Origin of the sequence: Cellulosimicrobium protaetiae, assembly GCF_009708005.2 — a bacterium.
Lineage (GTDB): Bacteria > Actinomycetota > Actinomycetes > Actinomycetales > Cellulomonadaceae > Cellulosimicrobium > Cellulosimicrobium protaetiae.
Genome location: NZ_CP052757.1, coordinates 106,359 through 118,524, shown reverse-complemented (window position 1 = coordinate 118,524; position 12,166 = coordinate 106,359). Strand labels below are relative to the sequence as shown.

Sequence of the window (12,166 nt, the reverse complement as noted above, 5' to 3'; positions counted from 1 at the left end):
GAATTCTTCGGGATTCCGGTAAGGATTACCTCACTGCTCGGCGACGAGGCCGCGCGCGCATTCCTGGGCGTGCCCGACGATCGACGCGAGGCCCGTGCCGGCGATCCAGCCACCCGTCACCGCGAGCCCGGGGACGGCGTCGACCCGCTCGACGAACGCCGCGACCTCGCGGCGGAACGCGGGCGTCGGCGGGGGCAGCGCGCCGTTCCAGCGGGTCACGACGTGCCCGAGCACGCGGCCGTGCAGGTCGACGCCGAACAGCCGCGACGCGTCGGCGACGACACGATCGAGCCCTGGCTCCGTCGTCGCGCCGATGCGCCCGTAGCTGAGCCGCACCACGTGGTGGCCCGGGCCGACGGCGGCGCGCACGCGCTCGCGCAGCCACGGCCACTTGGCCGTCGAGTGCGTCAGGGCCTTGGCCTCGACGTCCGACGGCGGCGCGGCCCGCCCGGCGTCGCGGTGCGGCGGGGCGACGAGCAGGCCCGTCCCGCGCGGCGCGTCGTCGAGCTCGGGAGCGCGGAGCAGGAGCGTGACGAGGCGGACGTCCGCACCGGGCTCGGGGTCGGGCAGCAGGTCCGCCGCGGTGCCGACGAGCGGCCCGAGCGCGTCGACGAGCGCCGGGGTCGTCACGACGAGCCGGGGCGCGGCGAGCTCGACCGGCCCGTCGGGCGTCTGCGCACGGACCACCCAGCCGCCGAGACGCGGGTTCCCGCCCCTGTCCGCGTCGGATCCGGGCCGGATCTCCACTTCTCGACGGGGTGCTTCACGGTGGGTCAGGTCGGTGACCTCGTGGCGGACGCGCACGTCCGTGCCCGCCGCGAGGTGCTCGACGAGGCGGTGCATGCCGCCGTCGATCCCGCGCACGGCCGAGCCTGCCGGGGCGAGCGCGCGCAGCGACGCGACCGCGCCCGCGAGCGAGCCCTCGCGCTCGAACGCCTCACGGAGCCCGGGCGCGACCGCGGCGACGTCCAGACGGTCGAGCGGGGCGGAGTGGACGCCCGCCGCGACGGGCGCCACGAGGCGTTCCGTGACGCGCGACCCCATGCGCGAGCGCGCGAAGGTCTCGAGCGTGCGCAGGTCCGTGACGCGGCGCGGCAGGACGCGGTCGAGGCTCGCGCGCAGCGCACCGCCGACGCCGACCGCGCGGCGCACGTCGGAGGACCAGGGGTGGGCCGGGATCCCGAGCACGCCCGCGCGCGGCAGCGGGTAGGCGCGCCCGGCGGCGTAGCCCCACGCGCCCGCCCCCGACGGCTCGACGACGTCGAGGCCGAGGTCGCGGACGAGGTCGCCGACCGCCGCACCGCGGGCGGCGAAGGACTCTGCCCCCAGGTCGACGCGCACGCCGTCGAGCCCGGGCAGGTCGCCGCCGCGGACGGGCCCGCCGGGGACGTCCGCGGCCTCGAGCACGACGACGCGCAGCCCCTGCTCGCGCAGGGTCCGGGCCGCGGTGAGCCCCGCGACCCCCGCGCCGACGACGACCGCGTCCACCTCCTCGGGGACGGTCCCGGGGGAGGTGCGGGACGTCGTCGGCTCGGTGCTCACCGTCGGGTCGCCTCCTCGTGCGCGTCGTCCTGTCCCGTCCAGTCTGCGCCGAGCGCGTGGACCAGGCCGACGACACGCGTGAGGACGTCCGGGTCGGTGTCCGGCGGGACGCCGTGGCCGAGGTTCACCACGTGCCCGGGCGCGGTGCGCCCGCGCCGCACGACGTCGCGCACGTGCGCCTCCAGCACGTCCCACGGCGCGGCGAGCAGGGCGGGGTCGATGTTGCCCTGGACCGGGACGGGGGCGTGCCCGTCGGCGAGGAGCCGGGCGGCGTCGTCGAGCGGCGTGCGGTAGTCGACGCCCACGGCGACGTCGCGCACCCCGGCCGCGGTGACGGCGTCGCGCATCGCGGGCAGCAGGTGACCCGTGCCGGTGCCGAAGTGCACGACCGGCACGTCGAGGTCGGCGACGTGGGTCAGCGCGCGCGTGCTCGCCGGGGCGGCGCCCGCGGCGTAGTCGGCGAGGGAGAGCGAGCCCGCCCAGGAGTCGAAGAGCTGGGCGGCGCTCGCGCCCGCCTGGACCTGGGCGCGCAGGAACGTGCCGGTGAGGTCGGCGGCCCAGTCGACGAGGCGCTGCCACGTCTCCGGGTCGCCGCGCAGCAGCGCGCGGGCCGCGAGGTGGTCGCGCGACGGCCGGCCCTCGACGAGGTAGGCCGCGAGCGTGAACGGCGCGCCCGCGAACCCGATGAGCGGCGTCGTGCCGAGCGCGTCGACGGTCAGCGCGACGGCCTCCCGGATCGGGGCCAGCGACTCCTCGGTGAGCTCGGTCTCCACGAGGCGCGCGACGTCGTCGCGCGTCCGGTACGCCTGGCCCATGACCGGGCCGACGCCCGGCGCGATGTCGACCTCGACGCCCGCGAGCCGCAGCGGCACGACGATGTCGGAGAAGAAGATGCCCGCGTCGACGCCGTGCCGGCGCACCGGCTGGAGCGTGATCTCCGACGCGAGGTCCGGGCGCAGGCACGAGTCGAGCATGCTCACACCCTCGCGCGCCGCGCGGTACTCGGGCAGCGAGCGGCCCGCCTGGCGCATGAACCACACCGGTGTGATTTCCGGGCGATTTCCGGTCGTGCCCGCGCGCAGGGCCTGCACGAGCGGCGAACGGTCCGTGCGGCCGTCGGTCAGGGGATGGCCCGGGGAAAGGGCGACAGGAATCACAGCTACCGATTCTGCCTCCCTCCCGGTGGAATGATTAAATCGGAGGCACTGTGGCTCTTCTCTCCCTCACGGCCAGCCACCACGAGCTCGACCTCGACGCCCTGGAGCGACTCTCCACCGGGGCGCACTCGATCGGCGGCTCCGCGGTCGCGGCGTGCGACGTGATCACCGGTGCCGTCGTCCTCGCGACGTGCAACCGGTTCGAGCTGTACCTCGACGTGGACGCGCCCCTCGACGGGACAGGCGTGCAGCACGCGACCGAGCACGTCGCGCGCATGGTCGCCGACGCGTCGGGCGTCGCGCCCGCCGAGGCGCTCGCCTCGTTCCGCACGCGCGCCGGGACCGAGGTCGCCGAGCACCTGTTCGCGGTCGCGTCGGGCCTGGACTCCATGGTCGTGGGCGAGCGCGAGATCGCCGGCCAGGTCAAGCGCGCCCTGGAGACCGCGCACGCCGACGGCGTCACCTCCTCGACGCTCGAGCTCCTGTTCCAGACGGCGTCGCGCACGTCCAAGAAGGTCAGCACCTCCACGACGCTCGGCGGCGCGGGCCGCTCCGTCGTCGCGCTGGGCCTCGACCTCGCGGCGGCCGAGCTGCCGCCGTGGCACCAGGTGCGCGCCGTCCTCATCGGGACCGGGTCGTACGCGGGCGCGAGCCTCGCCGCGCTGCGCGCGCTCGGGTGCGACGACGTGCGCGTCTACTCGCAGTCCGGCCGGGCCGAGGAGTTCGCCGCCGCGCGCGGGGTCGAGGCCGTGACCGACCTCGTCGCCGCGCTCGAGGACGCCGACCTCGTCGTGTCGTGCAGCGGGGCGCGGGGTCGCGCGCTCGCGGGCGACGACGGCCCGGCGACGACCCGCCGCGAGCAGGCCATCGAGCACGTGCTCGACGCCGCCGCGGTGGTCCGGGCGCGCGAGCGCGCCGCCGTCCGGGCGGGCGACGAGCCCGAGGCCCGGCCGACCGTCGTGCTCGACCTCGCGCTGCACCGCGACGTCGACCCGCGCGTCGCGGACGTCGAGGGCGTCCTGCTCTACGACCTCGCGACGCTCGCCGCCCACTCGCCGTCCATCGCGTCGGAGCTCGTCGCGCAGGCGCGAGCGATCGTCGACGACGCGACGCGCGCGTTCGAGGAGACGCGGCTCGGCCGCGCGGCGGACACCGCGGTCGTCGCGCTGCTCGCCGACGCGGAGCGGCGCGTCGCGCTCGAGGTGGCAGACGTCGTCGGGCTGCGCGAGGCGGACGGCGACCCGGTCGAGCCGGACGAGGCCGACGAGATCGCGCGCGACGTGCGACGCCGCGTCCACGCCGACCTGCACCGCGCGATCGTCGAGGCCCGCGCCGAGGCCGTCGCGGCCGCGCAGGCGCAGGAGCGCGCGGTCGTCGCGGACGCGGAGGACCTGATCGACGGCGCGGTGTCGGGCGCCCTGCCGAGATAGGCGTCACCGCACGGCGTGTGGACGGGCATCGTCCGACGGTGCGAGTCGTGCTCGGGCGACGCGACGCTCAGGGGCGGTAGTAGACCGCCAGGGGGTGGCCCGGACCGTCGACGACCGTCACGGGCGTCGCGAACACGTCGGTGAGGACCTCGCTCGTCATGATCTCGTCGGGGCTGCCGACGTAGCGGATCGTCCCGTCGGTCATCGCGACGATCCGGTCCGCGTACGCCGCCGCGAAGTTGACGTCGTGCACGACGAGCACCACGGTCTTGCCGAGCTCGTCCGCAGCCCGGCGCAGGCGCGCCATCATCGCCACCGCGTGCTGCATGTCGAGGTTGTTGAGCGGTTCGTCGAGGAGCACGTACTCCGTCTCCTGGGCCAGGACCATCGCGACGTAGGCCCGCTGCCGCTGCCCGCCCGAGAGCTCGTCGAGGAACCGTTGCTGGAGGTCGACGAGGTCGAGGAAGCCGAGCGCGGTGTCCACCGCCGCCTCGTCGTCCCGTGTGAGGCGGCCCTGGGTGTGCGGGAACCGGCCGAGCCGCACCAGCTGGCGGACGGTGAGCCGCGCGACGAAGTGGTTCTCCTGGCGCAGGATCGCGAGCCGCTGGGCGAGCGCCCGCGGGTGGGCCGTGACCACGTCGAGACCGCCGACGGTGACCCTCCCGGCGTCGGCAGACAGCAGCCGGCCGACGATCGTGAGCATCGTGGACTTCCCGGCGCCGTTCGGGCCCACCAGCGCCGTGACGCCACCGGTCGGGATCTCGAGGTCGACCGGCCCGAGGGCGTGGACGTCGCCGTAGGTCTTGGTGACGTCGTGGAGGGTGATCACCGCAGGCCCTTCCTGAGGAGGTAGACGAGGAACACGAGCCCGCCGCCGAGCTCGATGATGACGGACACGAGCCCCGCCGCGTAGAAGACGTGCCGCAGCACGAAGTAGGCGAGCAGCAGGGTCGCGACGGCGACGGCGACGACCATCGGCAGCGTGCGGGTGTGCCTGCTCGTGCCGACGACCTGGTAGGTGAGCATCGCGACGACGAACCCGAAGAACGTCATCGGCCCGACGAGGGAGGTGGACACGGAGACGAGCACCGCGACGAGGAACAGGGCCAGCATGACCTCGCGCTGGTGGCGGACTCCGAGGCTCGTGGCGGTCTCCCGGCCGAGCGACACGACGTCCAGGACGTGGCGGCGGCGCCAGAGCACCACGCCGACCACGACGCACACGAGGGCGCCCCACGGCAGGTAGGACGCGTCCGAGGCGCTGATGTTGCCGAACAGCCGCGCCGAGAGGATGTCGAACTCGCTGGGGGTGAGGAGACGCTGCATGAACGTGGAGAGCGCCCCGAACCCCATGCCGAGGACGACTCCGACGAGGAGCAGCAGGTGCAGGTTCGCCCGGGTCCCGGTGAAGAGCCAGCCGTAGAGGAGCGACGCGAACCCGACCATGAGGAGGCTCTGGAGCGCGATCTTGGGCAGGCCGTCCGTCGCGGCGAGGCTGCCCGCGCCGAAGAGGAACACCAGGCCGGTCTGGACGACGCGGTAGAGCGCGTCGAACCCGAGGATCGACGGGGTGAGGATCCGGTTGTTCGTCACCGCGTGGAAGACGACGGTCGCCACGCCCTGGCAGAACGCGACGACGAGGATCGTCCCGACCGACGCGAGGCGGCTGCCGACGATGACCCAGAAGCCCGACGAGCCGGGCGCGGCCGGGTTGCCGTAGGTGAGGATCCCCGCCGCGGCGGCGAGCGCGACGGCGAGGACGACGCCTAGCCGGAACCCGTACGAACGGACGACCGCGCGCCACGGGCGCTCCACCCGTGCGGGCGCGGTCGCGGGCCGGACGCGCCGGGGCGTGCTCGTCAGCTCAACCACGGCGCTGCACCCGCAGGACCAGGGCCACGAACGCCGCCGCGCCGACGACCCCGAGGATCATCGCGACGGGGACCTCGAAGGGCATCCGGACCACGCGACCGACGATGTCGCAGGCCGTGACGAGCGCGACGCCGCCCACGCACACCCAGGGGAGGTTCGAGCGCAGGTCGTCCCCGCGCAGCATCGAGACGACGTTGGGCACGATCAGCCCGAGGAACGGGAGGAACCCGACCACGACGGTCGTGACGCCCGACGCGACGGAGACGAGCGCCGTCCCGAGGAGGACGACCCGCTCGTAGCCCAGGCCGAGGTTCGTCGCGACGTCGCGGCCGAGGCCGGCGACCGTGAGCCGGTCGGACAGGACGAAGATCGCCGCGCACACCGCCGCGACGACCCACAGCACCTCGTACTGCCCCCGGACGACGCTCGTGAAGCTGCCCAGGAACCAGGTCCCGAGCAGCTGGAGGTAGTTCGTCGAGATCGCCAGGAGCGTCGTCACCGCGCTGACCACCGCGCCGAGCATGATGCCGACGACGGGCACGACGAGCGTGCTCCGCACCTGAACGCGGCGCAGGATCGCCATGAACACCATGGTCCCGGCGAACGCGGCGACGCTCGCGAGCACCATGCGGGTCGCGATGCCGGCCGTCGGCAGGAGGACGACGGAGAGCAGCAGGCCGAGCGCCGCCCACTCGCTCGTCCCGCTCGTGGTCGGTTCGACGAACCGGTTCTGCGTGAGCTGCTGGAGCACCAGGCCGCTCACGGCCATCGCGCTCCCGGCCAGCACGAGGGCGAGCGTCCGCGGGAGCCGCGTGATGAGGAACATCTCGCCGCCGCCCGCGGCGCCCAGGTCGTAGACCCCGACGAAGAGGGACGTCACGACGAGGGCGAGCGTCACGAGGACGGCGACGAGCAGGCCGGGCGACGGCCGCCGCCCCCGGTGCGGTCGACCCGGGGCGGCGGCCGACGCGGCCCGCGTCGCGGAGGCGCTGCGGTTCACGAGACGGCTGGGCAGGTCACGCGGCGCCGGAGAACGCCTGGGCGATCTGCTCGTACAGCGCGGTGTACGCCTGGATGTCCTCGGTGAGGTAGAAGTCCGGGTCGAGGTAGACCACCTGGCCCTTCGCGACGGCCGTCACCCCCGCGAGGGCCTCCGAGCCCCCGATGAGCTCGGACGCCGGGCGGTACTCACCCTCGCCGACGCCCGCACCGTCGCGATCGAGCACGACGATCCAGTCCGGGTTCGCGGCAGCGATCGCCTCGACGCTGATGTCGTCACCGTGCGAGGTGTCCTCGGCGGCCTGCTCGATCGCCGGCTCGAGCCCGAGGGTCGGGAAGAGGGTGCCGATGCTGCGCCCCGTCACCGGCGCGCTGTAGGAGATCTCGCCGCCCGACGTGATGAGGCCGACGACCGTGCTCTCGCCGTCGTACGCATCCTTCGCGTCGGCGACGGCCGCCTCGTAGTCGGCGACGATCGCGTCGGCCGCGTCCTCGCGGTCGAAGATCTGACCGAGGATCTCGATCTGCCGGACCAGCTCCGAGGACTGGTCCTCGCCGTCGCGCGGGGCGAGCTCGACGACCACCGCGTCGGGGTTCTGGGCCTTGATGTCGTCGTAGCTGTCCGAGAACCGGTACCCGCCGATGATCAGGTCGGGCTCCGCCGCGACGATGGACTCGAGGTTCGGCTCGCGGTGCATCCCCACGTCGAGCACGGCGTCGTCCTCGGTGTACTCGGGCCACAGCCCGTCGCCCATGATGCCCTTCGGCGCAGCGACGAGCGGGACCTCCCACGCGGAGAGCGTCTCGAAGACGTGGTTGTCGAGCGCGACGACCCGCTCCGGGTTCACCGGCACCTCGACGGACCCGTGGTTGTCCTCGATCGTCACTGTCGACGGCGCGGACTCGGCGGTCTCCTCGGTACCTCCCGCGACGCTCTCGTCGCCCGAGCTACACGCAGCCAGGGCGAGGGCGAGCGGGGCGGCCGTGAGGACGGCCACGAGGCGTCGGTTCGTGGTGCGCGAGGGCATGACGAGGTCTCCCAGGAGTCGAAGGATCAGGCCGGGCGGCCCGTTAGGGGAGCCTAACCTTATTTATCTGACAGGTCGCTGTGCCATCGGCCACATCAGGCATTCGGTGCGACCGGTGCGCCGCCGGGCGCGCGTCGTCGGGCACCGCAGGGCCGCTCGGAGGGGTGGCGTCCGGCTCGCGACGGAGCGCCTCCCGTCTGCCCGACCGGTTCGCCGAAGCACCCAATTGACAGCGCAGTCATAGCCGGGGGAGAGTGGCTGGCGGTCGCCCGTCGTCGACGAGGAGAACCGTCGCCCCGCCACGAGCGGCCCGGGCGGCGCCTGCTCGACGGACCCGGGGCACCCCGGGCGACGACGCCCGGTCGCACGTCGAAGAGGACATGGCATGAGACGACCACGACTCGCCCTGCTCGCCGCGGGGCTCGCGCTCGCCGTCGCGCCGGGCACGCTGCTGCCCGCCGCCGCGGGCGCCGCCCCCGCCGACGAGGGCACCGTCACCGGCGCCGCGGGCGACGACCTCACGCTCGAGGTCAACCCGTTCGTCGGCACCGAGAGCGAGGGCAACGCCTACCCGGGCGCGACCGTGCCGTTCGGCATGGTCCAGCTCAGCCCGGACAACACGAACTCCTACGCCTCGACGTCGTACAGCACGAACGCCGGGCGCGTGTGGGGCTTCAGCCACCGGCACGTGAACAGCGCGGGCTGCCCCGCGGCGGGCGAGCTGCTCGTCACGCCGGACACAAGCGCGACCCCGCGCACGTCGCGCTCCTTCATCGCGATCAAGGACCAGAAGAGCACGGAGCGCGCGTCGGCCGGGTTCTACGAGGTGACGCTCGCGAACGACGTGCACGCCGAGCTCACCGCGACCACGCGCGTCGGCGCGCACCGCTACACGTTCCCCGCCTCGACGACGTCGCACCTGTCGTTCAACGTGGGCCAGACCCTGCGCGACGCCGGCGCGAGCTTCGTGACGTGGGTCGACGACCGCACGCTCGAGGGCTGGGTCGACAACGGCGGCTTCTGCGGCGGCACGCCGGACAAGCAGCGGTACTTCTTCAGCGCGACGTTCGACCGCCCGGTCGCGTCGAGCGGCACGTGGGGCACCGACGCGCGCTACGTCGCGGGCTCCACGACGAGCGAGGTCGCGGGCGGCGACAACGGCGCCGTCGCGGTGTTCGACACCACGACCGACCGCGACGTCGAGGTGAGCGTGGGCGTGTCCTTCGTGAGCGTCGACGGCGCGCGCGCCAACCGCGAGGCCGAGGCCACCGACGAGGGCGGGCAGGTCGCGTTCGACACCGTGCGCGAGGAGGCCCGCGACGCGTGGAACGCCGAGCTGGGCCGTGCCACGATCGACGCGTCGCCCGACCAGCGCCGGATCTTCTACACCCAGCTCTACAAGACCCTGCTGTCCCCGACGATCGGCAGCGACGTCGACGGCCGGTACCGCGGCATGGACCTCGAGGTCCACCAGGCCGACGGCTGGGACTACTACCAGAACTTCTCGCTCTGGGACACGTACCGCACGCAGGCGACGCTGCACGCGCTCCTGCTGCCCGAGCGCGCGCAGGACATCGTGCGCTCGATGTACCAGCACCGCGTCGAGGGCGGCTGGCTGCCGCGCTGGTCGCTCGGCGCGCTGGAGACCAACATCATGGCGGGCGACCCCGTGACGCCGTGGCTCGCGGAGAACTTCGCGCTCGGCACCGTCCCCGACGACATCGCGGACGAGCTGTGGGACTACCTCGTGGAGAACGCCACGACGACGCCCCCCGCGGACGTCGCGTCCGTCGGCCGACGCAGCACCGAGTTCTACGCCGAGCACGGCCACGTGCCGTTCTACCCCGAGAACGAGGGCGGCCTCGGCGGCCAGTTCGAGGAGTACCGTCACGGCGGCTCCGCCACGCTCGAGCTCGCGCTCGCCGACGCGAGCCTCGGTGCCGCGGCGGAGCGCACGGGCCGCGACGGCGGCGAGGCGTTCCTCGACAAGGGCCGCAACTGGCGCAACCTGTGGAACCCGGACGTCGAGCTCTCGGGCGGCTTCCAGGGCATGGTCAACGCGAAGCGCCCGACGGGCGAGTTCGTCACGCTGCCCGAGCTGACCGACGTCACGCGTTCCGGCTTCCACGAGGGCGTGCCGTGGCAGTACCAGTGGATGGTGCCGCAGGACGTCACCGGCCTCCAGGAGGTCATGGGCGGCGAGGACGGCTTCGTCGAGCGCCTCGACTACTACTTCGACCAGCCGGCGCTCGCCGCGAACCCCGGCGTCTCGCCGAGCACGTGGGCCAAGGGCGGCAGCTCGTACTACACGACGATCCGCTACAACCCGGGCAACGAGCCCACGATCACGAACGCGTGGCTCTACGGGTACGTGGGCCAGCCGTGGAAGACGAACGACGTGCTCGCCGCGAACCTCAACCGCTTCCCGGACACCCCGGGCGGCGGCGTCGGGAACGACGACCTCGGCACGCTCGCAGCCTGGTACGTCATGGCGTCGCTCGGGTTCGAGCCCGTCATGCCGGGCTCCGGCATCCTCGCGCTGAACGCCCCCAAGGTGCAGGCCGCCACGCTCACGACCGACGCCGGGGCGACGCTGCGCATCGACGCGGCGGGCGCGAACGAGAAGCTCCCGAGCTACGTCGCCGGTCTCGAGGTCGACGGCGTCGCGCACACCGCGGCGTGGCTCGACGTCGCGGCGCTCCAGGACGGCGGCACGCTCGACTTCGACCTGTCCGACACGAGCGCGGGCCTCACGTGGGGCACCGGGGCGGCCGACCGCATCCCGTCGGTCTCGGAGGCGGCCCCGCCCGCACCGGTCACGGTCGACGCGAGCGCGCGCTGCCTCGGCGGCCGGGCGTTCGTCGCCGTCCGAGCGACCAGCACGGCCGAGGAGCCTGTCGACGCGACGCTCACGACGCCGTTCGGCGAGCGGACGGTCCGGCACGTGCAGCCGGGCAAGAACGCCTACCAGTCGTTCACGACGCGCGCCACGTCCGTCGAGGCAGGCACGGCGACCGTCACGGTCGTCGCCCCGGACGGCACGACGTCGACGGTCGACGCGGCGTACGACGCGCTGGCCTGCGACTGACCGGCAGGTCACCGCGGGTGCGCGCCGCGCACCGGACGAGGGCCGTCGTCGGGCAACCCGCCCGGCGGCGGCCCTCGCCGCGCCGCTAGGCTCGGCGCGTGAGCACCACCACGCGCCTGGGCGTCCTCGACATCGGTTCGAACACCGTGCACCTCGCCGTCGTGGACGCCGCGTACGCGGCGCGCCCCGTGCAGGCCGCAGGGGCGCGCACGGTCGTGCGCATCATGCGCTACCTCCAGCCCGACGGGTCGCTCTCGCCCGAGGGCGTCGCCGCGATGCTCACCGCGGTCGACGACGCGATGGCGCTCGCGCGCGAGTCCGCCGTCGACGAGATGCTGCCCATGGCGACGTCGGCGCTGCGCGACGCGACCAACGGGCCCGAGGTGCTGGCCGCGATCGGCGAACGCGTGGGCCAGCCGGTGCGCGTGCTGTCCGGTGAGGACGAGTCGCGCCTGACGTTCCTCGCCGCGCGGCGGTGGCACGGCTGGGCCGCGGGCCGCCTGCTCGTCCTCGACATCGGCGGCGGCTCGCTGGAGATCGCGTCGGGCGTCGACGAGGAGCCCGACCTCGCGGCGTCCGTCCCCCTCGGCGCGGGGCGGATGACCATGGCGTTCCTGCCCGACGACCCGCCCGCTCCCGAGCACGTCGAGGCACTGCGCGAGCACGTGCGCGCGACGCTCGCGCCCACCGTCGAGGCCTTCAAGGCTCTCCCCGCGCCCGACCACGTCGTCGCGACGTCCAAGACGTTCCGCTCGCTCGCGCGCCTCGCGGGGATGCAGACCGAGTCCGTCGGCCCGGACGACCGGTGGCGCATGCGGCGCTCGCAGCTCGCCGACTGGGTGCCGCGCCTGGCGCGCATCACGGCCGAGGGGCGGACGGCCCTGCCCGGCATCACTCCCGAGCGGACGTTCCAGATCGTCGCGGGCGGCGTCGTCGCGGTCGAGACGATGCGTGCGCTCGACGTCGACGAGGTCGAGATCTGCCCGTGGGCGCTGCGCGAGGGCGCGATCCTGCGTCGCCTCGACCACTTCTGACGGCTCCGCCCCGGGG

The 12,166-nt window shown here is 74.2% G+C and carries 9 protein-coding genes; 3 read left to right on the top strand and 6 right to left on the bottom strand.

All coding sequences use genetic code 11. From position 1 onward, the window contains the following. Nucleotides 1–30 precede the first annotated feature (30 nt). Both FIC82_RS00500 and hemE read right to left on the bottom strand, forming a co-directional pair. Nucleotides 31–1,542, bottom strand: coding sequence for a protoporphyrinogen/coproporphyrinogen oxidase (locus tag FIC82_RS00500; RefSeq protein WP_253691308.1), 1,512 nt, complete (start codon nt 1,540–1,542; stop codon nt 31–33). Beyond that, the gene (hemE, locus tag FIC82_RS00495) at nt 1,539–2,699 is read right to left on the bottom strand and encodes a uroporphyrinogen decarboxylase (protein WP_168731353.1); all 1,161 of its coding nucleotides are present in this window, start codon (nt 2,697–2,699) and stop codon (nt 1,539–1,541) included. The genes FIC82_RS00500 and hemE overlap by 4 nt, the downstream gene beginning before the upstream one ends. A 50-nt stretch (nt 2,700–2,749) precedes the next feature. On the opposite strand from hemE, the gene FIC82_RS00490 reads away from it, so the two are divergent. Further along, complete coding sequence (locus FIC82_RS00490; RefSeq protein ID WP_168731352.1) at nt 2,750–4,129, top strand: glutamyl-tRNA reductase; 1,380 nt, start codon at nt 2,750–2,752, stop codon at nt 4,127–4,129. 67 nt (nt 4,130–4,196) lie between these two features. Here the strand turns inward: FIC82_RS00490 and FIC82_RS00485 are convergent, their stop codons facing one another. The 4 genes from FIC82_RS00485 to FIC82_RS00470 are packed head-to-tail and all read right to left on the bottom strand — an operon-like array spanning nt 4,197 to nt 8,028. After that, complete coding sequence (locus FIC82_RS00485; RefSeq protein WP_168731351.1) at nt 4,197–4,958, bottom strand: iron ABC transporter ATP-binding protein; 762 nt, start codon at nt 4,956–4,958, stop codon at nt 4,197–4,199. Beyond that, on the bottom strand, nt 4,955–6,001 hold the full coding sequence (locus FIC82_RS00480) for an iron chelate uptake ABC transporter family permease subunit (protein WP_253691307.1): 1,047 nt from the start codon (nt 5,999–6,001) through the stop codon (nt 4,955–4,957). The genes FIC82_RS00485 and FIC82_RS00480 overlap by 4 nt, the downstream gene beginning before the upstream one ends. Next, on the bottom strand, nt 5,994–7,001 hold the full coding sequence (locus FIC82_RS00475; RefSeq protein ID WP_171445685.1) for an ABC transporter permease: 1,008 nt from the start codon (nt 6,999–7,001) through the stop codon (nt 5,994–5,996). Before FIC82_RS00475 ends, FIC82_RS00480 begins: the two co-directional genes overlap by 8 nt. Before the next feature lie 16 nt (nt 7,002–7,017). After that, nucleotides 7,018–8,028: a siderophore ABC transporter substrate-binding protein gene (locus tag FIC82_RS00470; RefSeq protein ID WP_154797142.1), complete on the bottom strand. Its 1,011-nt coding sequence runs from the start codon at nt 8,026–8,028 to the stop codon at nt 7,018–7,020. A 385-nt stretch (nt 8,029–8,413) separates the two neighbouring features. Here FIC82_RS00470 and FIC82_RS00465 point away from each other — a divergent pair, with 385 nt between their 5' ends. Next, the gene (locus FIC82_RS00465) at nt 8,414–11,116 is read left to right on the top strand and encodes a GH92 family glycosyl hydrolase (RefSeq protein WP_154797141.1); all 2,703 of its coding nucleotides are present in this window, start codon (nt 8,414–8,416) and stop codon (nt 11,114–11,116) included. A 98-nt stretch (nt 11,117–11,214) separates the two neighbouring features. Beyond that, entirely contained in the window at nt 11,215–12,150 is a 936-nt protein-coding gene (locus FIC82_RS00460) for a Ppx/GppA phosphatase family protein (RefSeq protein ID WP_253691306.1), read from the top strand. Nucleotides 12,151–12,166: the final 16 nt, after the last annotated feature.

Coding starts and splice junctions, on each gene's coding strand:
- FIC82_RS00470 (WP_154797142.1), bottom strand. CDS start 8,028: ATGCCCTCGCGCACCACGAACCGACGCCTCGTGGCCGTCCTCACGGCC.
- FIC82_RS00465 (WP_154797141.1), top strand. CDS start 8,414: ATGAGACGACCACGACTCGCCCTGCTCGCCGCGGGGCTCGCGCTCGCC.